Source organism: Psychrobacillus insolitus, assembly GCF_003254155.1.
Taxonomy (GTDB): domain Bacteria; phylum Bacillota; class Bacilli; order Bacillales_A; family Planococcaceae; genus Psychrobacillus; species Psychrobacillus insolitus.
Genome location: NZ_QKZI01000002.1, coordinates 46,030 through 70,759 on the forward strand (window position 1 = coordinate 46,030; position 24,730 = coordinate 70,759).

The following is a 24,730-nucleotide window of genomic DNA, read 5'->3' on the forward strand; positions in this document are numbered from 1 at the left end:
CAGGCACTTCAAAAGAGTATAAAGTAACGAAAAATGCTATGGTATCTTTATTGTAAATTTGTTTTTCCTGTGTGGAGAGTAATTCAATAATTGCATCGAATACAGTGTGAAAACTATAAATAAAGGAGACTTACCATGAAAAAAAAGTATGAAACTATCTTTCAATCCTTTACCTTTCCTTCAGGAGTAGATGTAAAGAATCGCATTATGATTGCACCGATGACGCATTTTTCGTCGCAAGAAAATGGGGAAGTGTCTGAACAAGAGCTAGCTTATTACAAGGAGCGTTCTGGCGGTGTTGGAGCATTCATAACAGCATGTGGATATGTCAATATCGATGGAAAAGGGTTTCCAGGACAATTTAGCATCGCGGATGACAATACTATTCCTGGACTGAAGAAATTAGCTGAAGCCATTCAATCGAATGGAACAAAAGCTATTCTGCAAATTTATCATGGTGGACGACAATCACCTCCAGAGCTATTGCCAGCTAAACAGTCTATTTCCGCTAGTGGTATTGCAGCTGAACAAGTAGGCGCGGCAGTACCTCGTGAGATGACAGAAATAGAAATCAATAATACAATTAACGCTTTTGGAGAGGCAACTCGACGCGCAATTGAAGCAGGATTTGACGGTGTTGAAATACATGGGGCTAATTCATATCTATTACAGCAATTTTTCTCTCCACATTCTAATAGAAGAATGGACGAGTGGGGTGGATCACTTGAAAAACGGATGAAGTTCCCGTTAGCAGTTGTAGATTCAGTGAAAAATGCCGTTGCTGAGTATGCAAAAACGCCATTTATTGTTGGGTATCGTATATCACCTGAAGAAGGAAGTAACCCAGGTATTTCGTTGAATGATACGTTACAATTTGTTGAAAAGTTAGCAGATCAAGCGCTCGATTATTTACATGTGTCGGTCAATCATTTTTGGAATGGTTCTTTCCGAGAGAAAAGTGGATCGCAATCTAGGATTATTAAAATTCATGAAAAAGTTGGCAGCAGAGTTCCAGTTGTTGGTGTAGGTTCACTACATACGCCAGATGAGGTAGTAGAAGCATTAGAAACAGGAGTTCCGTTAATTGCATTAGGTCGTGAATTGCTCATGGAACCAAATTGGATTGAAAAAATTCAAGCTGATGAGGAAGAACAAATCCGCACAACTCTATCTAAAAAAGACCAGCAAGAACTAGTCATTCCTGACCCATTATGGCAGCGTCTGATTAACGTAAAAGGTTGGTTACCCGTGGTGGATTAAGGAGAGTCTAGTGGTAAGGGACATTTGGTACTTTCTATAACCCATTTGCTTTAAATAAATGTTAATAAGAACCAAAAATTAAAGAGCCAATTAAATTTGGGTTCTTTAATTTTTGGTTCTATTTAAATAACGCAGAGAATGCTTATGATGGGTAGTAATTTATAAGTTTATAACTAAACATTATATGATAATAGATGGCAGGGCATATTTTGGCTGACCGCCTATCTTACGATAATGTTTAGCAATTAAAGCAGCTTATGTTGTAAATGGACATTTCAATATAAAATGTACTAATCATTTAATCCCTTTCCATTGAGAATTTGCTGCATACATTTTTCAACCCTTGACTCTTTAGTTTTGGATTGTTTGGGTGCAGAAAAATAAAGAATGTATGCTCTTTTCCGTCCAGGAGTCAATGCATCAAAAGCAGTTTTCAAAGAAGGGGTTTCATCTAATTTTTTTTGAAACTCTTCAGGAATTATGAATTCTGTACTCCTTTTAATTTTCACTTCCAAACCGGCTTTTTCTACTTCAATGGCTTCATAAATATATGCTTTCAAGATGGTTTCCATTTCAACTATTTCTTGAACATTGGTGAAACGAATCTGGCGCGCCGCCTGTACATTCTCCGTTTGTTGGATTAGAATCCCCTGGGGATCCTTTAACAGGGCACCTTTGTGAAACAGAAGCGCACAATATTCTTTAAACCCATGTATTAAAACTATGTTTTTATTCTCAAACGCGTAACAAGGATGCATCCACTTAAATTCTTCGGTCAGCTCACACTCAAGAACAATATTTCTCAACTTCTCAGATTCTTCCTTCCACTTTTTGGCTTTACTTAAATATTCATCAACCTTAGGATTCATTTTATTCTTAGTCATCAAGTAACACCTCACTTAGAGAGTTAGTCATCCTATTTCCATTTCTTCTAAAATACCTTTAATTAATGCAACAAATTTAACTCTAACTTTACCTGCAACTTCAATTACTTCGTCGTGATTTAATGGTTGATCTAATATTCCACATGCCATATTGGTTAAGCAAGATATACCAAGTACTTTCATATTTCCGTGTGTGGCTACAATAGCTTCCGGTACCGTTGACATACCTGCAGCGTCAGCTCCTAATGTGCGCATCATACGGATTTCAGCAGGTGTTTCGTAGGTAGGTCCGCTCCACCAAGCATAAACACCATGTTGCAAAGGTATATTTAGTTCGTTCGCTACTTTGGAGGCAATAGTACGAAGCTCCTTGTCGTATACTTGTGATAAATCTGGGAAACGAGTACCCAATTCATCATTATTTGGTCCAATTAACGGATTGATTCCGACTAAATTAATATGATCCGTAATTAACATCAAATCTCCTGGGTTAAAGTTTGTATTCACGGCACCACAAGCGTTTGTAATAATTACATTCACTATACCAAGTGCTTTCATTACACGCACTGGAAAAGTTACTTCATCCAAAGTAAACCCTTCATAGTAATGAAATCGTCCTTTCATAGCTGCTACAATCTTTCCATTTAATTCACCTATGACAAGTTCGTTTGCATGACCAATTGCTCCAGACTTTGCAAAGTGAGGAATTTCACTATAAGGAATTTTGACCGGGTTCTCAATTTCATCAGCAAGCGTTCCCAAGCCTGATCCTAGAATCATTCCAATCACAGGACGATGGTCTGTCTTACTCATAATGAAATCTCTAGCTTCTAAAATATCTTGGATATTATGCATCTATAATTCCTCCTTGAAATGTTTCGTTAAAGTATATTACTAATAAAACGATATAAATGTACTCTACAACCGCTATACAAATAAACATGTTAACAATAAAATATTAATGGAGGGAAGAAATATTGTAAAGAAAACAGATAAATAACCTTGTTCTACTATGGTTGAGTGGTGAATTCACTTCTTTTGAATCTCCATTAGCTATCATGAGTATAAATAGAAAACGTAAAGATTGTTGGGGAAAGGGAGACTGAAAGTTATGCCGTTAGAAATCGTAAGAAATGATATTACCAAAATGCAGGTGGATGTTATTGTAAACGCGGCGAATAGCTCACTACAAAAGGGTGGTGGGGTATGCGGTGCTATTTTTAGTGCTGCAGGTAGGGAGCAGTTGCAAGCAGCGTGCAATGAAATTGGTGCATGTGCTGTAGGTCATGCAGTCGTGACAGATGGGTTTCAATTACATGCGAAGCACATTATCCATACGGTTGGGCCTATTTGGCAAGGGGGAGCTGCTAATGAAGAAACGCTTCTTACAGAGTGCTATAAAAATTCATTAACACTTGCAGCAGCACATGGATTTGATTCCATTGCCTTTCCACTCATTTCTTCTGGCATTTATGGATATCCGAAGGAGCAAGCATTACAAATCGCGATTTCTACGATTAGTTCATTTTTATTGGACCATGATATGCATGTGTATATTGTTGTTTATGACAAGCAGGCATTTGGGCTCAGTGAGAAGCTGTTCACATCCATTCATGCATATATAGATGAGCACTATGTAGAAGGAAATGACGTACGCTTCCTGCGTAATCGACAGCTTTTCGATGAAGAATTGCCTCAAGTAATTGAGGAGGAAATCTTAGAAACTCTTATTTTTTCTCAAGAAATAGTAGTAGAAAATCAGAAAAAAAGAAGTTTGGAAGATGTATTAAATCAATTGGATGAATCATTTTCCGAGAGGCTTCTACGTTTAATTGATGAAAAAGAAAAGACGGACGTTGAGACGTATAAAAGAGCGAATATTGACCGTCGTCTCTTTTCTAAAATCCGCAATTCGGTCCATTATACACCACTCAAAAAAACGGTAATCGCTTTTGCAATTGCACTTGAATTAAATTTAGATGAAACAGTAGATTTGTTATCAAAAGCTGGCTATACATTGTCGCATAGTAGTAAATTTGATGTCATTATTGAATACTTCATTGAAGAAAAGAACTTTAACATTCATGAAATTAACGAAGCGTTGTTTACTTTCGATCAAGTGTTATTAGGGGCGTAATTGTCGCTTTTGAAGCGACCTATTCATTTGAGTAAATTGTTATCCTTAGTTTGTAAAGAAAACCGGTGGAACGAACCGGTACCTAGCAAAAGGAGGATGACGAATATGAAAAAGAATATAACTGAGTTAGTCTTTATCTTAGATAAAAGTGGTTCAATGGCTGGACTTGAGGCAGACACGATTGGTGGGTATAATGCGATGCTTGCCAAACAAAAAAACGCAGAAGGCGAAGCAACTGTCACAACTGTTTTATTCAATCATGAATTCGAATTATTGCACGACCGTATTAATGTAAGAGGGATTGCACCCATTACGGAAAAGGAATATGAGGTTGGTGGCACGACAGCATTACTGGATGCCATTGGTTCTACGATTCAGAAAATCGGTAATGTGCAAAAAAGAACGAGTGAAGAAGTACGTGCAGGAAAAGTACTATTCGTCATCACTACTGATGGAATGGAAAATGCAAGTCGCCAATTTGGCTACGACAAGATAAAAGCGATGATCGCACACCAAAAAGAAATGTACGGTTGGGAGTTTATATTCTTGGGTGCCAATATTGATGCCATCTCTACTGCTGCCAAATTCGGCATCAATGAGGACTTCGCCGTAGAGTATCACGCAGACAAGGAAGGCACACAGTTAAATTATCAAGCACTTAATGAGGCTGTTACTTCGTTTCGTCAAGGTGAAAAAATCAATCGAACTTGGAAAAAAGATATCGAGAAAGACTTTGAAAATCGTCAGCAATCACGTCGGTCACGGGACTAATGTTTTGCCCCTGTGCTAGAAACATTCATGTTTGTTTCTAACGCAGGGAACTTACAAAAATATATTATATTGTGAGTGCTTAAAATGTTTGGTTATTAATCAACTATAACAAGGGAAGCAAATGGTAAACTTAGTTCCTTTCCCAGGTTCACTTTCAATTTCTACTTTTCCTTTCATCGAATGGACTAGCTGATACGAGATTGTTAGTCCAACTCCCGTCCCTTTGTCCTTTGTCGAGTAAAATGGTATACCCACCATATGGATCTGTTCTTTTGTCATTCCCATTCCTGTGTCAATTATTTCTATGAAGATTTCTCCAAGATTTGAATATAAACGAACAGTCAGTAGTCCGTTGTCTTTCATTGCCTCTATTCCATTCTTCATGATATTTACCAAAATCTGCTTCAGTTCGGCCCTATTTCCGTTCATATGTAACTGATCTTGGATGGAAGATTCAATGCGTATCCCCTTTATATTGGAGTATGAATTGATGAGACTAACGGCATTCTTTACCTCAGCTGAAAGATTAATGGAGCTGAGCTCTTCTGTCTGGGGTTTTGCTAACGATAAGTAATCATTAATGATGGATTGGGCATCGTTTAATTCTTTAAGTGATATATCGATATATTTTTTATGGTTGCTATGCACTTGAGGTTCGATGCTCATCAGTTGTAGAAACCCTTGGACGGTGGTCAGAGGGTTTCTTATCTCGTGGGCTACGGAAGCTGCCAATTGACTTATTACATTCAATTTGTCAGCCCTCTGGAGTTCCTGTTGGATTTGTTGATGCTCGTCTACGTAATCTATGATAAAAACCACCATCAGCAAACTGATCCAGGCACATATAAAAAAGATAATCATGAAAGGTAATTGTTCCATCTGGTGGTTCATATACAAATATAAGATTTTATGTATGACTGGTACCGAAAAAATAAAGCTAACAACCAAGGCTTTATTTCTCAATGTGAATAATCTATACTTCTGCGTGAGAAGAACCAAGAGAGTAGTGACAAGCGTAAGTACTATTGTAAAATCGAATAAATTATTATATACTCCATCCAAACCGAGAAACATTCTGTAAATAAAGGAGGCAATCGTGATTATCAAACCAGGGATTGCTCCCGCATAAATAAAAGAAATAATGATAGGTATGATCCTGAAATCATAGCGATAACCCATTTCTATTTCCGTGGGAAACGACATCGTCAGGCATAACATGATTAGAAGTAACAGGCACAACTTTGAGTACGGTTTTCTGCGTTTCAAACCGCTCTCATTAAAGAACAATTGGTAAATCAGTATGGGGAAAAGGACTAGTAAAACTTGATTTAACAGTTGTGGAATATCAATCATGACGCAGCACCTGAAAAAACTCAAAACCTTCAGATGAATTTAATGACAATTGTTCATTTATAGGATAAAGTTCATCCTTCATTGTGGTTATTGTCTTATATAAGATCATGATTATGTTATCTCCCCTTTAAAATACCCAATTATTCATTATTATACAAAAAATAGATGGAAATGGGAATGAATCTTATATATATACGAGTTTACTTTTTATGCCCCCGTACTAGAAACATTCATGTTTGTTTCTAGCGCAGGGAACTTAAAATACAAAATTGTAAAGTTAGTATGAATAAATGTAAAATGGAGTAAATGAAACTCAGTATTATGTAAGGGTGGGTAAAATCATGTTCGAAACAATTGATCAAAAAAAGCAACTTTTAGATAGGAAAAGCCCACTACCTGAATACACCGCGGAAAGCTTACGTGAGAAATTGTTTTTGGAATGGACTTATAATACGAATGCGATAGAAGATTACACAGATTTCGTTCAATTAGTGGCGACAGAAGTTGAATCTTCATTAGATTTATATTTAAGTGCAGTTACAATCCTATAAAACTCATTTACTTCAGCTCCGAAAAAGATTGGTTACCTGTTGTAGAGGATTAGGGCGGACTTACTTTTAAGCGAAAAGTACTCTTAAAAATATACTTGTTCACTTCAATTTTGAAGGAAGAAGTATATTTTTTACGCTATATTTACTTAGTAATACCATACCCTGCATTTTACAAAGGAAAAAACTATAATTGCTGCACATCAAATATATTAAAGACCGAAATCTTTAAAAATAGTGGATTTGAATTGTTGATAGACTGTGGATATCTTCTTTCCAAAATACTTACCCACAACTTGTACACATACAACTGGTAAGGTTTCAAAAATAAAAAGAGACTCTCACGTTGTGTGTATATACACAGCGTGAGAGTCTAACTAATTTGTCATCATTCAACAACGACATCTGTTTCTATTTTATTTGCTTTATTATTCTTAGCTTTAACAAAGAACATTACTGTTAAAATAACTGTTAACACTATTCCAACGATAAATGATAGTTGTAAATCTAAATTAAACCCAATCTTCTGGTTTAGGATATAGACAAATACCATGTATGTGATAAACATTGCTGGTATTAACGACAAGAAATAGTTCTTCCCTTTAATAAATAGATACATCGTTGCGATCCATAACGCTATAGCCGCAGTTGCTTGGTTTGCCCAAGAGAAGTATCTCCACAACAAGTTAAAATCAATTTGTGTCAACATTGCAGATATAACAAACAAAGGTACAGCAATCATTAAACGTTTTACCATTTTTTGTTGATCAATTTTCAAATAATCAGCAATAATCGAACGCGCTGCACGGAATGCTGTGTCTCCTGAAGTAATAGGAAGTACAATCGCACCCAATACTGCGATCGTTCCACCAACAGCCCCTAATAAAGTCATCGAAACTTCGTTAACAACAGCAGAAGGAGTACCAGAAGCGATAAATTCACTCAATGTTTGCCCATCGAACATACTCATTGCTGCAGCAGCCCAGATCATTGCGATAATTGCTTCAGCAATCATCATGCCATAAAATACATAACGCCCTTGTGATTCTTTTTCTACTGTTCTAGAAATAATTGGTGATTGTGTTGCGTGGAAACCAGATAGAGCACCACAAGTAATAGTAAAGAATAAGATTGGGAAAATTGGAATATTATTTGGATGCAAGTTAGCTAGCGTCAATTCTGGAATCTTATAATCCGAGAATAGTAGAGCTACTCCAACCCCTACTGTACCAATCAATAGCACTGCACCGAAATACGGGTACAGTCGACCAATAATTTTATCAATCGGAAGAACGGTAGATAAGAAGTAATAAATAAAAATAATGGTAATTAATATCCATAAAGCTACTTTACCATCTAATAATAAATTTAATAATGATGCCGGTGTTGTAACAAATACTGTTCCTACTAATAGAAGAAGCAATAACGCGAAAATATTTACAATATGTTTAGAAAATGAACCTAAGAACTTTCCAGCTAATTCTGGAATATGTGCGCCTTTATTCCGAATGGAAATCATGCCTGTTAAATAATCATGCACAGCTCCGGCGAAAATCGATCCCAAAACAATCCATAAAAATGCTACTGGACCAAATAGAGCACCCATAATTGGTCCGAAGATTGGACCTGTTCCTGCTATATTAAGTAATTGAATTAATGCATTTTTATGTTTGTTCATTGGCACGTAGTCTACACCATCAGCGTGTGAATAAGCAGGTGTTTTTCTACCATCATTAGGATCAAAAACCTTTTCAATGAATTTCCCATACGTAAAGTATGAGATTATTAACAGTAGTATTGAAGCAAAAAACGTAATCATTTGAACACCCCTATTTCTGTTATTGTTGAATCTACCATGCCTTGTAACTTATTTGGAAACTCTTATGAACAGTTTATAACAAAGTCTCTAAATAAATGAGTTTTCTGGCATAACGTGTAAGTTTTACTGTATAACATGTCAGATTAGGAGAATAACATGTTAATAAGAAGAGTTAACATATTAGTGAAAGGTACTAACAAAGTTATTTCGAATGGAGAGTTAGTAAGAAAAAATGTATGATAGAAAAGGGTTTTAAGGGGAAATATCCTATATAATCCTTCCGTGACAAGAAACAATCTATTCTTGAGTTTGCGCTTGGGGGTTAACTTAAATAACAAAGAGAACTTAACAAATCATGAAGAAAGGTAGGGATATCATGCGAATTCAGTTAAATATTTTTATCGCTTTTTTTAGGTCTGGAATGCTAGGTTTTGGAGGTGGTCCAGCTGTGATTCCGCTTGTATATAAAGAAGTTGTGGATACGTATAAATGGATGAATGATCAAGAATTTAGTGATGTTTTAGCTTTGGGAAATGCTTTACCGGGACCTATTATTACAAAAATGGCGGGCTATATTGGATATAGGGTAGCTGGGTTATGGGGGATGGTTACAGCTCTTATCGCTACAGTCATACCAAGCTTCATTCTTATGTTGATATTACTAACTTCGTTTAATCAGTTTAAAGACAATGGGAAGATCCAAGGGATGACGAATGCTGTCATCCCTATAGTTGGGGTAATGTTAGCTGTTTTAACTTGGCAGTTTATGAAAAATGCAAAAGATGGATTAGGGTGGAAAATAGGAGCGCTCATTCTTATAGTGAGTTTTATCTTAATGGAAGTGCTTAACATGCATCCCGGAATTGTCATCGGGCTTTTATTGGCTGTGGCGTTATTAACACCAAGAAAGAAAAAGGGAAGCAAATTAAAAGATGAGGAAAGTGCGGTTTTATGATATATATACAACTATTTTTAGCTTTTTTTATACCAGGGATTGTTGGTTATGGAGGAGGACCTGCTTCTATTCCGTTAGTTGAGAATGAAGTTGTCAATCGATACGGTTGGATGACAACGAGTGAATTCAGTGAAGTACTCGCGCTTGGAAATGCTCTTCCGGGACCGATAACTACTAAAATGGCAGGTTATATTGGATTTGAAGTAGGGGGTATCCTGGGAGCGGCTGTTGCCATTTTTGCCACAGTTGGACCTTCTTTATTGTTAATGATCGTTCTTTTGAGAATGATTTACCGTTTCAAAGATTCACCGAAAGTTAAGATGTTATCAAAGATTATTCTTCCAGCTATTGCAATTTTAATGGGGAAACTTGCATATGACTTTTTTCAAACATCTTATTTATCAAACGGGCTTTGGGAAACTTTCTTTATTGTTATCATAAGCTTATTGCTTTTAGAAAAGTGGAAAGTACATCCTGCCTTCGTTATTGCAGGTGGACTGGCTTTTGGTGCGATTTTTTTAAGTTAACAAATTCAGTGTTAATTTAGAGATTTCTCACTTGTAGTGAAAGCACAAGAAAAAGGGTACTGTTAATAAGTAGTAGGTCATGAATTGCTCATAGAGAGAAATCTCTGTGGGCTTTTTTGTTTGTCTTTCGATTTGTCAATAGAAAAACGAAAAATATAAAATAAGTTTTGACAAATATGTGAACTTGGTGAATAATATACTAAAAGAGAGGGTGTTTTAAATGGAGTCATACGAAAAAATGTTGAACGCGACAAGATATGTAGGCGGCGCATTGTTAACAATAGGAATTGCAATTTGTTTATATGGAGCTGTAATGATCAGTTTTAATCATAATATGGTAGGCGTTGGTATTGGAACAGTAATGGGAGCAGTTTTTATTTTCTTAATAGGTATGTTTTTAGTAGCTTCGGAAGAAATGATCTTAAATTCTAGGGAATGTAAAAAAGAGAGCATCTAAAAAGATGCTCTCTTGTGAATTATTATTTACATATCCCATACAAGTATTAATAGCGTACCAAAAATAGTCATAAGCGCAATGAGTAAACCGTAAAATACATTTGTATAGATCGTTTTTTTGTCTCCAGTCTCACCAGCATGCATGAATACAATTAGCTGAAGGCCAGCTTGCATAAATGCAGTTATGAGAAGAACAGTTAAACCAATTGCAAATGACATATCCATAAAGTGAACTAGCAGTGCCACTGCAGTGAGAACTAATGAAAATACAAAGCCCATTACTTGTTTAAGAGGGAATAATTCTTTCATAATTACATCATTCCTTTCAAGTAGATGAAGCTAAAGATGAATATCCAGACTATATCTAGGAAATGCCAATAAAGAGAGAAAATAAATGATTTATTGGCTGTTTCAGGTGTCAATCCACGTTTTTTAATTTGAATAAGGATAAATAATCCCCAAAACAAACCAAGTATTACGTGCAATCCATGTGTTCCAAGTGTAGTTAACAGAGCAGCAGTAAATGCACTAGTTTGTAGTGTTGCACCTATATGAATATAGTGAACGAATTCATATATTTCGAAGCCTAAGAATCCAGCACCAAGTAGTAAGGTGATTGAAAAGAAGACCATCGTTGCCTTTTTGTTGCCTAAACGCATAGCATGAATCCCAAGACCGATAACAAAACTACTTGTTAAAAGTAAAAAGGTTTCAAATAATACTGGTGTAATTTCAAAAATTTCTGCACCTGAAGGTCCATTGCCAATACGATTTTCTAAAGTGAAATACACTGCGAACAGTGTTGCGAAAAGCATTATTTCAGCACCTAGAAAGATCCAAAAACCTAAGATTTTTAAGCTATTTTCTTCCGTACTATATTCAAGCGGAAGCGAGTTATCTACCTTCATTTTTTAGCACCTCGCAATTTTGCTTCAGTTTCTTCAATTTCCTTAACAGAGATATATCGTCCATGATCCTTCTCAAACGAACGATAAGCCATACAAACCAAAATACCAATTAAAGTAACAATCACAACTGGCCATATGCTAAAGACCATCGCAAATCCAAAGACAAAGAAGAAACAAGCCATGATGAACGGCCATCCACTATTGTTTGGCATATGAATTTTTTCAATTTTACCTTTAAATAATTCATGACCATTTTTCTTAGTATCCCAAAACGCTTGTGTTGAAGCGACTTCTGGAATAACTGCAAAGTTGTATTCTGGTACTGGAGTATGAGTAGCCCATTCAAGTGAACGTGCATCCCATGGGTCACTACCAATGTCTCTTGAAGCATAACGAATACTATAGTAAATATTGTAGACAAGTAAAACAAAACTGATCGCCATAATTCCTGCACCGACAAATGAAACCATATTCAACATACTGAAACCAGCAGCTTCAGAGTATGTGGACATACGACGTGCTTGACCATCTAATCCAGTGATATACATCGGCATAAAGGATAAAAGGAACCCAATTGACATAATCCATGCTGTCCATTTACCAATTCTCTCATTTAACATGAAACCAAACATTTTTGGCCAATAGAAAGTAAGACCGGCAATCATAGCGTAAACTACTCCAGGAATAATTACGTTATGGAAGTGAGCAACTAAGAACATCGTATTATGATATTGATAATCAGCAGCTGACATCGCAAGCATAACTCCAGTAACTCCACCTAATGTAAACAATGGAATGAAGAGTACGGAATATAACATTGGGGTTGTAAATACAATTTTCCCTTTCCAAAGCGTGAATAGCCAGTTAAATATTTTAACCCCGGTCGGAATAGCTATTGCCATTGTTGTGATAGAGAAAATACTATTTGTTAATGCGCCTTGACCCATTGTAAAGAAATGGTGAGTCCATACGATAAATGAAAATACTGAAATGACTACCATAGAGGCAACCATTGACTTATAACCATAAAGGTTACGACGCGCAAAGGTAGAGATTATTTCACTATACAGACCGAACGCCGGTAAGATTAAGATATACACCTCAGGATGTCCCCAAACCCAGAACAAGTTAGCCCAAAGCATATCCATACCACCATTATCGGTTGTAAAGAAGTTTGTCCCAAATAATCGATCCATTGTCCCCATAGCAAGAAGTACTGTTAATACTGGGAAAGCAAAAACAACAATTACGTTTGCAATAAATGCAGACCATGTGAACATTGGCATTTTCATTAAACTCATACCAGGTGCTCTCATTTTAAGAATGGTCGTAATGAAGTTAATACCAGATATTAATGTACCAATACCAGCTATTTGAATAGCAATCATATAATAATTCGTCCCTACAGTAGGACTAAACTCATTGTTTGCGAGTGGGAAATAAGAAGTCCAACCTGCATCAGGTGATCCACCTATAATGAATGATAAGTTGAATAGTCCCATACCCATAAAGAATAACCAAAAACTTAATGCATTTAAACGAGGGAATGCTACATCACGAGCTCCGATTTGTAACGGAATAAGGTAGTTAAAGAAAAACGTGATGAACGGCATTGCCATAAATAGGATCATAACGATCCCGTGTGTTGTGAAAACTTCATTATAATGTTGTGAATCTAGAAATGTGTTTTCAGGCATTGAAAGCTGATAACGCATCATTATTGCATCTACTCCACCGCGGAATAGCATTAGTAAAGCAGTTAGTAAATACATAATACCAATTCGTTTATGGTCAACAGTCGTTATCCATTCGCGCCATAGGTAACCCCATTTCTTAAAATAGGTAATCCCTACAACTATGGCAAGCATTGCTAAACCAATGGAAACCATAGCACCATATATTAAAAAGCTTGGATGTGGTACGGCAAATTGTTTAAAGAACTCCATTACTTTTGTAACTCCTTTCGAGAATATATTACTAGTAACTAACGTAAACTTATTACTTAGTATTAATGATTTGTGTGTTCCATTTCCTCAACTGCAGAAGTAGGATCATGATTTTCGTGTTCTGATTCTTCTACTTCAGAATCAGTTGAACCATGGTTATGTTCTGGAGCTGGAGAAAATTCTAAATGTGTTCCTGTATATGTTGAACGGCCAAGATGTCCTGGTTCCAATAACTCCTCAAACTTGTCCTCTGTTATAGGATCTGCAGTTTCGTGAACCTCAGTTACCCACTCATCAAATTCAGTTTGAGTCATTGCGGTAACGTCAAATATATTTTTAGCAAAACCTGCACCACTGAAGTTTGCATTTCTACCCATAAATTCACCTGGTGCATCTGCAGCTAAGTGTAAAGTTGTGACCATGTCTGCCATTGCGTATTTTTGACCGCCTAGTTGTGGAATCCAAAAACTCGTAATTGGTCCATATGAATAGAGCTTAAATTCAATTGCACGCCCTGCTGGAATATATAAGTAGTTAACTGTCTCGATATTCTCTTCTGGATAGCTAAAATGCCACTTCCAGTTTGAAGAGGAAGCATAAACAATTAACGGCTCTTGATCTTCATAACCCTCGGGAGTTGACTCTACCTTGAAATTACTATCAATAGAAATTACGGAGAGGAAAATGACGATAATAACAGGAATACCAATACAGATTGCTTCTACAAGTAGACTTCCCTCAATATGAGGAGGTTCATAATCATCACTTTGTTTAGAAGCACGATATTTAATTAACACGAATACTAAAATAGCAAGTACGACAATTACGATAGCTGACATAAGCCATATAGAAAGCATGATGTCATCCGCCTGCGTTTTTGCCTGAGGTCCTTTCGGATCTAAAACTAATAATGGTTCACAAGCTGTTAGCACTGTGCTAATAGTGATAATCATTGTGAGTAAGGCCCATTTTATATTCAATTTCATTGTTGTACCCCTTTCAAGGTTATTTGAAGTTTTATAAACTTGTCTTGTATGGCAGATTTAGAGTAAGTAACTTTCAATCCGATGACTCTATCTTAGTATTTTAGAATAAAAAAACAATCGTAAAGGAGTAGCATTCACAAAAAGTTCATTTAGATTTGAACAAAGATATGTGATATGTGAACATTTATGAGATAAAAGCACCATAAATCGGTCAAATATAAAAAAGGCAAATAAAATGCTCCATGTAAGAAGTGGTAGATTGGAAGTGGCTATACTACCCTAAAAGCCATTATGCGAGCTACATTTTATTTAAGAATAAGAATTTTTTTAATTTTGAACGCAAGATTTACGATTTCTTTTAGTAAGTTATATAGGAAGAGAGATGAAGCTGGAGATGGGATTTCTGTTGTCATCCGGTGACCGTATGTCGGCTACAGTTACTATTTATAAGTGGGAAGTGGTAAAAGTTTACTTTTTTAGAATTTAGGTGTACAATTTAACGCACGGACTAAATTCTAAATATTTAGAATTTTGAAAAGCGATAAAATAAAAATCTATTTTCAACGAACATCTATTTTCCCTACTCTGGGAGTACTAAAGATGTTCTTTTTTTATAGTGAAAATAGATTCACCTGGAGGAAAGATTGATGAGGAAAAGTGCAATTGTTTATTGTGAAAGTCAATTTAGTTCTATGGATGGCAAGACCGCAAACGGATTAATACGTGAACCTGGAAGTTATTCGATAACTGCAGTAATAGATAGTACAAAAAAAGGTCAGGATTCTGGAGAGTATCTGGATAATATAAAGAATGGTATTCCATTATGTGGAAGCCTTGAAGAAGCAATCGAATGCTCCATTCAAAAACCGAAGTACTTTATCTTTGGTATCGCTCCATCTGATGCCTTTTTAAAAGAACATGAAAGAGCAGTCATGATAAAAGCGATGAAAGCAGGACTAGATATTATTAATCCTCTTCAGGAATTTCTTACTGAAGATGAAGAAATGATAGGCTATGCAACGCAGTATGGAATAGAAATCCATGATATTCGTAAACCTAAACCTAAAAATGAATGGAAGTTATTTACTGGGGAAATTCTAAAAATAACTACTCCGATTATTACAGTACTAGGTACAGATGGTGCTTGTGGAAAACGAACAACTGCGATGATTATTGAAAAGGGTCTGAAGGAAAGAGGATATAAAACGGCTTTTATTGCAACTGGACAAACTGGCTTGATTCAAGGAGCTTCCTATGGACTTGCAATGGATGCCTTTCCACTACAATATGTGATTGGTGAGCTAGAGAGTGAAATAGTTAGAGCGAATGAAACGGAACAGCCGGATATTATTATTGTAGAAGGACAGGGTGCATTAAGTCATCCAGCCTATGCAAGTTCATGTGGAATTTTAAGAGGATCTAGAGCTAAAGCAGTTATTTTACAGCATCCTCCAAAGAGAAAAGTTTTAGGAGATTTTCCTTTTGTGAAAATGCCAAGTGTACAAAGTGAAATAAATCTAATTGAGAATTTCAGCGAGACGAAAGTAATTGGTATAACACTGAACCATGAAGAAATGACTGATCTAGAAATAGAAAACACAATACGCGAATACGAAAGCACATTCAGTCTTCCGGTAACGGATGTTTTGAAAACAGGTTACGATAAAATAATTGACCCTATAATTGAATTCTTCCCGACCTTAAAAAACAAGGAAATGGTTGCTATTTCCTAAGTGGGTATTAATCCGAGGATTGAAATTAATCTTGATAAAATAAGACATAATGTAAAGGTTTTAAAAGGGTTGTATGGGAAAAAGGGGATAAAAATTACGGGAGTTGTCAAAGGGGTATTTGCCAACCACAAAGTTGCGAAGGTATTAATTGAAAGTGGTATTGAAAGTCTAGCAGATTCAAAAATATCTAATATAGAAAAAATGAAAAAAGCTAATCTAAAAGCAATCTTTATATTATTGCGGACACCCGCAATGAGTGAAATTCAAAAGGTTGTAGAGTTTGCAGACATTAGCATGAATACAGAAATCGAAGTAATTAGAGCTTTGTCAGCCGAAGCGGTGAAACAAAAGAAAACACACGAGATTATACTAATGGTAGAAATGGGAGATTTAAGAGAAGGAACTTTGTTGAAAGATGTTCCTGCTATTATTCGTGAAGTGTTAACACTACCATGTATTAAAGTTTCCGGTATCGGTACAAATCTCACTTGCTATGGGGGAGTCATCCCTACAGAAAAAAACATGGATGTGTTTTCCACCTTTGTTAAAAACATAAAAAGACAATTTGGTTTACCTCTCACGTATATTTCAGGAGGAAATTCAGCGAACTACAATTGGTTTATGAATACCGCTGATGTAGGAGAAGTTAATAATATTCGACTTGGTGAGGCTATTTTTTTAGGCTGCGAGACTGTAAATGGAAAAACAATTCCAAAACTATTTTCTGATGCCTTTTGCTTTATTGCTGAAGTAATAGAATCCAAATTAAAACCATCTGTTCCATACGGACAACGTGGTAAAAATGCATTTGGCGAAGTATTATCCTTTCAAGATCGAGGAATTATTAGAAGAGCGATCGTTGGGGTTGGCCGCCAGGATGTACTGGTATCTGGATTAACTCCAATTTTGCCACTTGAAATTCTTGGTTCTAGTAGTGATCATATTATTTTAGATGCAAAAAAAGTCCATTTAAAAGTAGGGAATGAAGTTGCATTCTCCCTTAGCTACGGTGCTTTACTTACAGCAATGACTTCTCCTTCTATTAATAAGATATGTATATCTCAGATGCGAGAATCAGTAGAAGATCATTCTGATTCACCGACTCTTAAAAATTTCCTTACCTCAATCCAATCTAAAAATGCTTTATTAGAACCTGTTCAAAATGCCTTGATATTAAATAGAAAATGAAAGTATAATAAATTCCAACTACTTATTTCATCGTTTATTTTACTACCATAAGTTTTATTCAAAGCGAACCGTAAAAGCCCGTCTAAAAAATGGAGCTTTAGCGGTTTTTCTCAATTTTTAAAAAAGAACAAAATCAATATACGACATATTTGTAATTAAGTGCAAAAAGCCGCTTTTCTTATATATTTCACTTATTTTAAATTATGTCGTATGTCAGTTTTGCTCATTTACTGTTTTTCACGTTTATCTTGTTACCATAAATTTTATCCAAAGCGAACCAGCAGCGTCTATATAGAAAGAGGGTACTCTGTTTATTTTCTTAAAAAATAATAAAGTATATAGAATTTCTGCAGCATATGTCTAGCGTAAGTCGCCCGTGCTCCTGCGCAAAGCTCGTCGCAGAAGAACGTTGACCCCGAGGGCCTAGACATAGGCGCTTCGGCTTTTCTCATATAAAAGTCTGCTCTTTAAGAAGAGAGATAAGAATGGATTTCACTAAGAAATATAATATTTTTTTATATTAGTGGACAAACTAAAAAATCTGTTGTATACTAAGTTTAATAATTAAATTGCTTTACGAGAAATGATGAATTCGCATATTACAAAGAGTAATCGCGATTGTTCGGTACTTTTTGTAATATGTGAATTTTTTTAACTTATGGAGAATTTTATATTATTTAATTTAAATTTATGGAGGTTTTTTTAATGACACAAGGTACAGTAAAATGGTTTAATGCAGAAAAAGGTTTTGGTTTTATCGAGGTTGAAGGTGGAAATGACGTATTCGCTCATTTCTCAGCAATCCAAGGCGACGGTTTCAAATCACTTGACGAAGGTCAAAAAGTTGAATTTGAAGTTGAAGAAGGTAACCGTGGACCACAAGCTACTAACATTACAAAACTTTAATTCTTAGGAATTAGGTTAATGCTAGTCTTAAATTAGAGACACTCTTAATTGAGTGTCTTTTTTTTATTTAAAATATAGATGTATAATGATTTCAGGTTGTACAATATATGGCGTTGGTGAAATAAAATCCCTTTCTTGATCAAACAGGAGAAAGGGATGGAATTTCACTAATGTCATTTTTTTATCGATATCTCTGAAATGGAAAAACCCCTGATCTACGCTGATTTCGTTACGAGCGGACGCGCTGCCTGGGGCGTGCGGTGAGCCTCCTTGTCGCGAAAACCGCTAAAGCGCCCTTTTTCTATGCGGGCTTTCTGGTTCGCTTTGGACAAAACTTATGGTTACAGAATAAACGAGAAAGAAATCGAGGAGCTAGGCGACTACGTACGTCACCTAGCTCCTCGATCGTTTTCGGTCATCCTATTACGATTGCTTGTCCGTCGGCCCCCCTAAAACATCGAAGGGAAAAGGGTGAATGCTTTTGGGAAGAAAAGAGGATCCACTTTTCTACAATATAATTCTTGCTTATTTTTAAGGGAAATAACCTTTTCTACATAAGATACTAGAAAGAAATATGGCTCTGTTTTGAAGTGACTCAAAAGAATGGGGTAGCATTTATCCAAGTAAGAAGGGAAATGACAGTCAAAATTGCATCTTTGGCGTCCTCTTTAGGTAAGTGTGTGGTACCTCTCTTCTTGAGCCGTTGATTTTCTTTTAAGTAAAAGTGTAAGCAATAACACTATCCGAAGCGACTAGAAGTAATTGTACAAACTTTGTTCCAAGTAAGAAAAGCGCAATCGCCTATTACTGCGTAAGGTGGCAAATGGGGATGGGGTAGGTCTGTTGTTAACGCCAGACATGACCTGCTTCGCGCAGGAGTTTACGCTAGACATATTATGCAGAAATTCTATTTTCTTATCTTTTCAAAAAAAATCAGGTTTACTGACTTTCTGAACAGTCCTGTGATAACTAAATAAATCAATTATAGCCGACTAAAATTCTTCACTACCGTCATTTGACAAAGAATCAAAAAATACCCCATCTATGAGTTAAGGACTCAGATGGGGTATTTGTATATGCGTATATGTATTTAAATTATTGGAGCGGGTGAAGAGAATCGAACTCTCATCATCAGCTTGGAAGGCTGAGGTTTTACCACTAAACTACACCCGCATTATATACAGGTAAAAAAATAAATGGCGGTCCCGACCGGGATCGAACCGGCGATCTTCTGCGTGACAGGCAGACATGTTAACCGCTACACCACGGGACCGTTTTGGTTGCGGGGACAGGATTTGAACCTGTGACCTTCGGGTTATGAGCCCGACGAGCTACCACTGCTCCACCCCGCGACAATAATATACTTATTCTACTAACAAATTATTAAAAATGGAGGAGGAAGAGGGATTCGAACCCCCGCGCGGTCTTACCCGCCTGTCGGTTTTCAAGACCGATCCCTTCAGCCGAACTTGGGTATTCCTCCGAAATGTTATGAAGCAATAATTTACTTATTTGCGACATTACTTAGTATAAAGCATTTTCTTAATAAAGGCAAACTTTTTTTGCAGATAACAAAGTAAAAGGGTTTTATCGACTTTAAATGCGGTTTTTACGATTTTTTCTAGATTGCTTTGGACAGTAACTAGGCTCCTATTATTTTGCAAAGCATTTGGCTTTTTTCTTTGCATGTTTTAGGGGAGCAATGGACAAATAATAGTTAATAGGGTGGCTGAAAAAAGTAGAGGATCCAAGTGACTTTGTCACTTGGATCCTCTACTTTTTCAGTGTTTAGCTATTCTATCATAATAATTTTCGTTCAAGGCGAACCGACAATGTTTATTTGGAAAAAGGCTTGTTCGCTAGTAAATCCTTATTCCTCCGAAAACAGACCTGGCATACTCAAATAACGTTCGCCGTTATCTGGTGCTATGCAAAGAACTCGTTTTCCAGGACCTAGTCTTCTGGCAACATTAATCGCTGTCCAAACAGCTGCACCGGAAGATGGGCCAACAAGAATTCCTTCTAATCTTGCCAAGTCTCGAGTGGTATTCAAAGCATCTTCGTCTGAAACTTGAACAATTTCATTATAAATATCTGTATTTAAGATCGATGGAATGAATCCAGGGCTCGTTCCGACTAGTTTATGAGGTCCGGGTTGTCCTCCTGAAAGTACTGGAGATCCCTTAGGCTCTACGACAATAATTTCTATATTCGGAAGTTTTTTTTTAAGAGCTTCACCTGTTCCAGTTATCGTACCACCCGTTCCCGCTGTAGCGATAAAGGCGTCCAGTTTGCCACCTGTTTGCTCAATAATTTCTGGAGCAGTTGTTATCCTATGGATAGCGGCGTTCGCTGGGTTTTCAAATTGCTGTGGAATGAAGCTATTTTCGATTTTTTCATGTAATTCGAGTGCTTTTTTAATGGCACCTGGCATCTTTTCTGCTGCAGGAGTCAAGAAGACTTGCGCACCATATGCTTTTAATATCGAAATTCGTTCTTGTGTCATATTATCAGGCATAACAAAAATTGATTTATATCCTTTGGCCGCAGCATTCATAGCTAATCCGATGCCGGTGTTTCCACTTGTTGGTTCAATAATAGTAGAACCTTTTTGAATTTTCCCTTGACGTTCGGCTGCATCGATTAAAGAAAAGGCCGCTCGATCTTTTACACTTCCACTTGGATTGAAATATTCTAGTTTTACTAGTACTTCAGCACATGTTTCATCAACGAGACGATTTAATCGAACGACAGGTGTGTCACCGATCAGTTCGTATATATGATTGACTATTTTATTTGGCATGTAAAGAACCTCCTTGTTTAATAATTAAATGAAAAATGATACATAATACATGTTAAGATAATCAAACAATACTATTATTCGTACTAATTTACAAGGAATTAAAAACCCATCCTATTAGAAAACTGCTCGGATGGGTTAATTTTATTCAAAAATAGCCTAATATATTTGTTTTACTAGTTTTAAATCTCATCATAACTAGTCATGGATTCCATATGGCTCGCTATCATAGCAATAATCGTACTTGCTTCTTCTTTGGAAAAGGTGAAGGTACTTTCATCCTCTATAATTTCTTCATCTTCCGTCCATAATCGATTGACTCTTCGGAGAACGCCATCCCCGTTTGTGGTGTCTAAGCCAAATTGATAGGTTACTTCAACGGTATTCTCAATCTGAAAAGCCGTGACTTCAGGTGTTTCCCATTCCACGTCAATTTCTTCTAGAGTAATTTCCTGATCCAGGACTTCACCGAGATAAAGTTCATCCGTTTCGTCATCCTCTTCATATTCACTATCAACATCCATGAATTCATGGAAGCTTTCATGAACTGCTTCCACTATATCTGTTATGTCATCTAGAATAATTCTTGTCGGTTGTTGGAGAGACAAGTCAAAGCTTTCTGTGTAAAATTCTTCATTGTATGGGTCAAAGAAGAGGGTACAAAAGTAATCTCTTTCGTCCGTTTCTGTTTCAATGAAAAATTCAATTCGTGGATGTTTTGATCCTTGATTAATATTCACATGACCGATTTTTTCATATTTCTCACAAATTGAATTCAAATGATCCTGTAGCTCACCAGTTACTCTGTTAAACCATTCCATTGACATGTCATTATCGCCTCTTTTTCTTTTTTCTTCTTTTATCATCTCCAACTTTGTTCTGTTTATTTCACTCCATATATATCCATTTCCACTTTTATTCAGTTACCGTACATACAAAGTCGTAAATGAATGATGCATAATTTATTTGAGAATGGAAAAGCTATTTTGGTGCAGAAAAAAGGAGGAATATAAATGACAAAAAACAAACCTAAGCCGGATGATCGAACAGATAACGTGGAAAAGCTTAAAGATATGGTGGAAAATACACGGGATAATATGGAAGCTGCTGAAGAAACAATGGCTTTTGCTGACGGCGAAGAACTAGAGGCGATCAGAGAGAAAAATGCACGTCGAGAAAAAAGTATTGACGGTTTTAGAAAAGAAATATTAGATGAAGCTACAGCACGCAAAAAAGGTTATTCACAAGATCAATAAATGAAAAAGTTCCGGCGAAAAACAAAATGTTTTTCGCCGGAACTTTTTATTGTACATTCAATTTATTTAATTTCTCTTTATCTTGGTTCAATTGCTCCTGAAGTGTACTGATAGGTTCCAATTCCCCTCTACTTTCGAGGGCCATAGTGACCGAACGTTCTGCGCGTTCAATCATATTCCGTGCGTTCTGAATTGCCCGTTCTGTTGGGTTTGTAAATGCTTCTCCAACAGCAAACGTGACATTATCGACAGAATTATGCAATTGACCAATGACGGTATCTTCTTTCCAACTCATTTGTGTGTGATCATCCATAACAAAGTCCTCCTTCATAATCAATATGCCTTACTATGGCATTTTCACACGATGAATATTCATTAAATAGTTTTTACGTACTTGGGAATAATAGCTTTTGAAAGATGTTAAAAATAATAAGGAGGAAGTAAAGTGACTATACACAAACCAGGACCAAATGATTCAGCGGATAATAAAGAAAGACTAAAGAAAACCATTAGTAATATGGAAGCAGCTGAAGAAGCACTAGAATTTGCAGAAGGAAAAGAACGTGCTTCGATTAAGGAAAAAAATGCAAGACGGCAAGAGAACATTGAAGACTTACAAAGTGAAATAAAAGCAGAAGATGAATCCCGTATAAGAGGATACTAAAAAATTATATGTACTAGGTTAGGGATTACATCCTATCCTAGTATTTTTATCATATTTACATTTATTTTGGACAGACTAAAAAGTAAAAGGTGATGTGTATGATAATCGAGAGGTCGTCTGAGTGGAAAGAAGGCTTTACAAATAGATTAGAAAATCTGGAACCATGGCAAAACTGGACACTATACAATATGAATTACGAAATTGTGAAAGCGAACTTGATTACGGATTTTTATGGTCTTCAATCTCCTAAATACCTACCAAATCTAACTCCCCTGAATCATCAATTGAAAGTGGCTGAAACGGTCATTGAAAGAATGAATGGAAAAGCAATTCTTGCAGATGAAGTTGGACTCGGTAAAACGATTGAAGCAGGTTTGATATTAAAAGAATACCTCGTTCGGGGCCTTGTAAAAAAAGCGTTAATTTTGACTCCTGCTTCCCTGATCAATCAGTGGGTCGAAGAGTTAAACTATAAATTTTATATTCCTGCCATTCCTTATAAAAAAAATACCCCAATAGAATATTACGATGTAGTAGTAATGAGTATGGATACAGCGAAAAAAAGTCCTCACAAAGAATTAATCTACGCGCAAGATTATGACATGATAATCATTGATGAAGCTCATAAGTTAAAAAATCATAAAACGAAAATTTATGAGTTTGTGCAAGGTTTAAAGAAAAAGTTTTGTTTGTTATTAACTGCCACGCCAATACAAAACAATGTGTTTGAACTATTTTATTTAATTTCTTTACTAAAACCAGGACATCTAGGGAATTACGAAGCCTTTCAATCATCCTTTTCCGCAAGTAAACACAGTTTAGAGCACGACGATTATTTAAGGGAATTGGTAAACCAAGTGATGGTAAGAAATAGACGACAGGATACTGGAATTGAATGGACCAATCGTCGTGTTCAAATAATACCAATCGATTTTACGAAAGAGGAAAAAGAAGTCTACGAAATGATTTCAGAACTAAAAAATATGTGCCCTGTTTTTTCGGATACTTTCTCCATGATTACTCTACAAAGGGAAATGTGCAGCAGCAAAGAAGCTACGCAATTGACGTTAAGTAAAATGCGTGAAAAATGCGTAGAGCTAAAAGAGATAGAGTATATGGAATCAGTTATGCAAAAATTAATGGCTTTGGAAATGAATTCAAAAGCAGAAAAGGCTTATGAAATTATTTCTCAGGCAAATGATAAGGTTATTATCTTTACCGAATATCGAGCTAGTCAAGCATACCTACAGGATTATTTATATTCAAAAGGAATCACAAGCGTCCTTTTTAATGGGAAGTTCAGCAAAAGTAAACGAGAGTGGATGAAGCAACTGTTTAAAGAAAAAGCACAGGTTTTAATCGCCACTGAGTCTGGAAGTGAAGGGATTAACTTGCAATTTTGTCACCATGTAATCAACTATGATTTGCCTTGGAATCCGATGAAGTTAGAGCAACGAATTGGGCGCGTCCATCGGTTAGGGCAAGAACATGACGTTCATATTTACAATATTGCTATCCGTAATACGATCGAAGATTCTATTTTGGAGCTGCTTTATACTAAAATCGGTGTTTTTGAAAAAGTAGTTGGGGAGCTAGATGATATTTTAACCGCATTTAAAAAGACTATTTGAGA

General features: G+C 36.2%; 24 protein-coding genes and 4 tRNA genes. 13 read left to right on the plus strand and 15 right to left on the minus strand.

Annotation, left to right across the window (positions count from 1 at the left end):
* Positions 1 to 135 precede the first annotated feature (135 nt).
* Entirely contained in the window at positions 136 to 1,260 is a 1,125-nt protein-coding gene (locus C7437_RS07445) for an NADH-dependent flavin oxidoreductase (RefSeq protein ID WP_111439059.1), read from the plus strand.
* A gap of 290 nt (positions 1,261 to 1,550) precedes the next feature.
* On the opposite strand, the gene C7437_RS07450 is transcribed toward C7437_RS07445, so the two are convergent.
* Complete coding sequence (locus C7437_RS07450; protein WP_111439060.1) at positions 1,551 to 2,144, minus strand: YdeI/OmpD-associated family protein; 594 nt, start codon at positions 2,142 to 2,144, stop codon at positions 1,551 to 1,553.
* A gap of 27 nt (positions 2,145 to 2,171) precedes the next feature.
* Positions 2,172 to 2,999: a purine-nucleoside phosphorylase gene (locus C7437_RS07455; RefSeq protein WP_111439061.1), complete on the minus strand. Its 828-nt coding sequence runs from the start codon at positions 2,997 to 2,999 to the stop codon at positions 2,172 to 2,174.
* A 256-nt stretch (positions 3,000 to 3,255) separates the two neighbouring features.
* Here C7437_RS07455 and C7437_RS07460 point away from each other — a divergent pair, with 256 nt between their 5' ends.
* Positions 3,256 to 4,281 (plus strand): macro domain-containing protein, encoded by a 1,026-nt coding sequence (locus C7437_RS07460; protein WP_111439062.1) that lies wholly within the window; start codon positions 3,256 to 3,258, stop codon positions 4,279 to 4,281.
* Between the two features lie 105 nt (positions 4,282 to 4,386).
* Positions 4,387 to 5,052: a vWA domain-containing protein gene (locus C7437_RS07465; protein WP_111439063.1), complete on the plus strand. Its 666-nt coding sequence runs from the start codon at positions 4,387 to 4,389 to the stop codon at positions 5,050 to 5,052.
* A 99-nt stretch (positions 5,053 to 5,151) separates the two neighbouring features.
* On the opposite strand, the gene C7437_RS17395 is transcribed toward C7437_RS07465, so the two are convergent.
* Entirely contained in the window at positions 5,152 to 6,405 is a 1,254-nt protein-coding gene (locus C7437_RS17395; protein WP_111439064.1) for a sensor histidine kinase, read from the minus strand.
* Positions 6,406 to 6,746: 341 nt separating this feature from the next.
* Here C7437_RS17395 and C7437_RS17165 point away from each other — a divergent pair, with 341 nt between their 5' ends.
* On the plus strand, positions 6,747 to 6,956 hold the full coding sequence (locus C7437_RS17165; protein WP_111439065.1) for a hypothetical protein: 210 nt from the start codon (positions 6,747 to 6,749) through the stop codon (positions 6,954 to 6,956).
* 385 nt (positions 6,957 to 7,341) lie between these two features.
* Here the strand turns inward: C7437_RS17165 and C7437_RS07480 are convergent, their stop codons facing one another.
* On the minus strand, positions 7,342 to 8,772 hold the full coding sequence (locus C7437_RS07480; protein ID WP_111439066.1) for a carbon starvation CstA family protein: 1,431 nt from the start codon (positions 8,770 to 8,772) through the stop codon (positions 7,342 to 7,344).
* Positions 8,773 to 9,127: 355 nt separating this feature from the next.
* Between C7437_RS07480 and C7437_RS07485 the strand changes: the two genes are divergently transcribed.
* The 3 genes from C7437_RS07485 to C7437_RS07495 all read left to right on the plus strand — a co-directional run bounded on the left by C7437_RS07485 (position 9,128) and on the right by C7437_RS07495 (position 10,711).
* Positions 9,128 to 9,727 carry a chromate transporter gene (locus C7437_RS07485; RefSeq protein ID WP_425450559.1) on the plus strand — a complete coding sequence of 200 codons (600 nt, stop codon included), beginning with the start codon at positions 9,128 to 9,130 and terminating at the stop codon, positions 9,725 to 9,727.
* Entirely contained in the window at positions 9,724 to 10,254 is a 531-nt protein-coding gene (locus C7437_RS07490; protein WP_111439067.1) for a chromate transporter, read from the plus strand. Before C7437_RS07485 ends, C7437_RS07490 begins: the two co-directional genes overlap by 4 nt.
* A 220-nt stretch (positions 10,255 to 10,474) precedes the next feature.
* Complete coding sequence (locus C7437_RS07495) at positions 10,475 to 10,711, plus strand: hypothetical protein (RefSeq protein WP_111439068.1); 237 nt, start codon at positions 10,475 to 10,477, stop codon at positions 10,709 to 10,711.
* A 26-nt stretch (positions 10,712 to 10,737) separates the two neighbouring features.
* Here C7437_RS07495 and qoxD read toward each other — a convergent pair whose 3' ends face one another.
* The 4 genes from qoxD to qoxA form a co-directional block, all read right to left on the minus strand.
* The gene (gene qoxD / locus C7437_RS07500) at positions 10,738 to 11,019 is read right to left on the minus strand and encodes a cytochrome aa3 quinol oxidase subunit IV (RefSeq protein WP_111439069.1); all 282 of its coding nucleotides are present in this window, start codon (positions 11,017 to 11,019) and stop codon (positions 10,738 to 10,740) included.
* A 2-nt stretch (positions 11,020 to 11,021) separates the two neighbouring features.
* A complete protein-coding gene (qoxC, locus tag C7437_RS07505; RefSeq protein WP_111439070.1) occupies positions 11,022 to 11,618 on the minus strand; it encodes a cytochrome aa3 quinol oxidase subunit III in 597 nt (198 codons plus the stop codon).
* Complete coding sequence (gene qoxB / locus C7437_RS07510) at positions 11,615 to 13,564, minus strand: cytochrome aa3 quinol oxidase subunit I (RefSeq protein ID WP_111439071.1); 1,950 nt, start codon at positions 13,562 to 13,564, stop codon at positions 11,615 to 11,617. The genes qoxC and qoxB overlap by 4 nt, the downstream gene beginning before the upstream one ends.
* Before the next feature lie 62 nt (positions 13,565 to 13,626).
* A complete protein-coding gene (gene qoxA / locus C7437_RS07515; RefSeq protein WP_111439072.1) occupies positions 13,627 to 14,550 on the minus strand; it encodes a cytochrome aa3 quinol oxidase subunit II in 924 nt (307 codons plus the stop codon).
* A 647-nt stretch (positions 14,551 to 15,197) separates the two neighbouring features.
* Between qoxA and C7437_RS07520 the strand changes: the two genes are divergently transcribed.
* From C7437_RS07520 to C7437_RS07530, 3 genes are all read left to right on the plus strand, one after another.
* Positions 15,198 to 16,283 carry an N-acetyltransferase DgcN family protein gene (locus C7437_RS07520; RefSeq protein WP_111439073.1) on the plus strand — a complete coding sequence of 362 codons (1,086 nt, stop codon included), beginning with the start codon at positions 15,198 to 15,200 and terminating at the stop codon, positions 16,281 to 16,283.
* Complete coding sequence (locus C7437_RS07525; RefSeq protein WP_111439074.1) at positions 16,284 to 17,471, plus strand: alanine/ornithine racemase family PLP-dependent enzyme; 1,188 nt, start codon at positions 16,284 to 16,286, stop codon at positions 17,469 to 17,471.
* Positions 17,472 to 18,176: 705 nt separating this feature from the next.
* Positions 18,177 to 18,377, plus strand: coding sequence for a cold-shock protein (locus C7437_RS07530; RefSeq protein WP_111439075.1), 201 nt, complete (start codon positions 18,177 to 18,179; stop codon positions 18,375 to 18,377).
* A 1,099-nt stretch (positions 18,378 to 19,476) separates the two neighbouring features.
* Here C7437_RS07530 and C7437_RS07535 read toward each other — a convergent pair.
* The 6 genes from C7437_RS07535 to C7437_RS07560 all read right to left on the minus strand — a co-directional run bounded on the left by C7437_RS07535 (position 19,477) and on the right by C7437_RS07560 (position 22,004).
* Positions 19,477 to 19,550: transfer RNA gene (locus C7437_RS07535), tRNA-Gly, on the minus strand.
* A gap of 24 nt (positions 19,551 to 19,574) precedes the next feature.
* Positions 19,575 to 19,650 (minus strand) — tRNA-Asp (locus tag C7437_RS07540).
* Between the two features lie 4 nt (positions 19,651 to 19,654).
* Positions 19,655 to 19,729, minus strand: a tRNA-Met gene (locus C7437_RS07545).
* A 38-nt stretch (positions 19,730 to 19,767) separates the two neighbouring features.
* Positions 19,768 to 19,860: transfer RNA gene (locus C7437_RS07550), tRNA-Ser, on the minus strand.
* 387 nt (positions 19,861 to 20,247) lie between these two features.
* Positions 20,248 to 21,180, minus strand: a complete 933-nt coding sequence (cysK, locus tag C7437_RS07555; RefSeq protein WP_111439076.1) for a cysteine synthase A — start codon at positions 21,178 to 21,180, stop codon at positions 20,248 to 20,250.
* A 179-nt stretch (positions 21,181 to 21,359) separates the two neighbouring features.
* A complete protein-coding gene (locus C7437_RS07560) occupies positions 21,360 to 22,004 on the minus strand; it encodes a hypothetical protein (RefSeq protein ID WP_111439396.1) in 645 nt (214 codons plus the stop codon).
* A gap of 186 nt (positions 22,005 to 22,190) precedes the next feature.
* Between C7437_RS07560 and tlp the strand changes: the two genes are divergently transcribed.
* On the plus strand, positions 22,191 to 22,433 hold the full coding sequence (gene tlp, locus C7437_RS07565) for a small acid-soluble spore protein Tlp (RefSeq protein WP_111439077.1): 243 nt from the start codon (positions 22,191 to 22,193) through the stop codon (positions 22,431 to 22,433).
* Positions 22,434 to 22,479: 46 nt separating this feature from the next.
* Here the strand turns inward: tlp and C7437_RS07570 are convergent, their stop codons facing one another.
* Entirely contained in the window at positions 22,480 to 22,746 is a 267-nt protein-coding gene (locus tag C7437_RS07570) for a hypothetical protein (RefSeq protein WP_111439078.1), read from the minus strand.
* A gap of 132 nt (positions 22,747 to 22,878) precedes the next feature.
* On the opposite strand from C7437_RS07570, the gene C7437_RS07575 reads away from it, so the two are divergent.
* Positions 22,879 to 23,097 carry a small, acid-soluble spore protein tlp gene (locus tag C7437_RS07575; RefSeq protein WP_111439079.1) on the plus strand — a complete coding sequence of 73 codons (219 nt, stop codon included), beginning with the start codon at positions 22,879 to 22,881 and terminating at the stop codon, positions 23,095 to 23,097.
* A 98-nt stretch (positions 23,098 to 23,195) separates the two neighbouring features.
* Positions 23,196 to 24,728 (plus strand): DEAD/DEAH box helicase, encoded by a 1,533-nt coding sequence (locus C7437_RS07580; protein WP_211309989.1) that lies wholly within the window; start codon positions 23,196 to 23,198, stop codon positions 24,726 to 24,728.
* The last annotated feature ends 2 nt before the right edge of the window (positions 24,729 to 24,730 follow it).

Bases quoted from the DNA above. Each gene is read 5' to 3' on its own strand.
- C7437_RS07445 (WP_111439059.1), top strand. From the start codon at position 136: ATGAAAAAAAAGTATGAAACTATCTTTCAATCCTTTACCTTTCCTTCA.
- C7437_RS07450 (WP_111439060.1), bottom strand. From the start codon at position 2,144: ATGACTAAGAATAAAATGAATCCTAAGGTTGATGAATATTTAAGTAAA.
- C7437_RS07455 (WP_111439061.1), bottom strand. From the start codon at position 2,999: ATGCATAATATCCAAGATATTTTAGAAGCTAGAGATTTCATTATGAGT.
- C7437_RS07460 (WP_111439062.1), top strand. From the start codon at position 3,256: ATGCCGTTAGAAATCGTAAGAAATGATATTACCAAAATGCAGGTGGAT.
- C7437_RS07465 (WP_111439063.1), top strand. From the start codon at position 4,387: ATGAAAAAGAATATAACTGAGTTAGTCTTTATCTTAGATAAAAGTGGT.
- C7437_RS17395 (WP_111439064.1), bottom strand. From the start codon at position 6,405: ATGATTGATATTCCACAACTGTTAAATCAAGTTTTACTAGTCCTTTTC.
- C7437_RS17165 (WP_111439065.1), top strand. From the start codon at position 6,747: ATGTTCGAAACAATTGATCAAAAAAAGCAACTTTTAGATAGGAAAAGC.
- C7437_RS07480 (WP_111439066.1), bottom strand. From the start codon at position 8,772: ATGATTACGTTTTTTGCTTCAATACTACTGTTAATAATCTCATACTTT.
- C7437_RS07485 (WP_425450559.1), top strand. From the start codon at position 9,128: ATGAAGAAAGGTAGGGATATCATGCGAATTCAGTTAAATATTTTTATC.
- C7437_RS07490 (WP_111439067.1), top strand. From the start codon at position 9,724: ATGATATATATACAACTATTTTTAGCTTTTTTTATACCAGGGATTGTT.
- C7437_RS07495 (WP_111439068.1), top strand. From the start codon at position 10,475: ATGGAGTCATACGAAAAAATGTTGAACGCGACAAGATATGTAGGCGGC.
- qoxD (WP_111439069.1), bottom strand. From the start codon at position 11,019: ATGAAAGAATTATTCCCTCTTAAACAAGTAATGGGCTTTGTATTTTCA.
- qoxC (WP_111439070.1), bottom strand. From the start codon at position 11,618: ATGAAGGTAGATAACTCGCTTCCGCTTGAATATAGTACGGAAGAAAAT.
- qoxB (WP_111439071.1), bottom strand. From the start codon at position 13,564: ATGGAGTTCTTTAAACAATTTGCCGTACCACATCCAAGCTTTTTAATA.
- qoxA (WP_111439072.1), bottom strand. From the start codon at position 14,550: ATGAAATTGAATATAAAATGGGCCTTACTCACAATGATTATCACTATT.
- C7437_RS07520 (WP_111439073.1), top strand. From the start codon at position 15,198: ATGAGGAAAAGTGCAATTGTTTATTGTGAAAGTCAATTTAGTTCTATG.
- C7437_RS07530 (WP_111439075.1), top strand. From the start codon at position 18,177: ATGACACAAGGTACAGTAAAATGGTTTAATGCAGAAAAAGGTTTTGGT.
- cysK (WP_111439076.1), bottom strand. From the start codon at position 21,180: ATGCCAAATAAAATAGTCAATCATATATACGAACTGATCGGTGACACA.
- C7437_RS07560 (WP_111439396.1), bottom strand. From the start codon at position 22,004: ATGTCAATGGAATGGTTTAACAGAGTAACTGGTGAGCTACAGGATCAT.
- tlp (WP_111439077.1), top strand. From the start codon at position 22,191: ATGACAAAAAACAAACCTAAGCCGGATGATCGAACAGATAACGTGGAA.
- C7437_RS07570 (WP_111439078.1), bottom strand. From the start codon at position 22,746: ATGGATGATCACACACAAATGAGTTGGAAAGAAGATACCGTCATTGGT.
- C7437_RS07580 (WP_211309989.1), top strand. From the start codon at position 23,196: ATGATAATCGAGAGGTCGTCTGAGTGGAAAGAAGGCTTTACAAATAGA.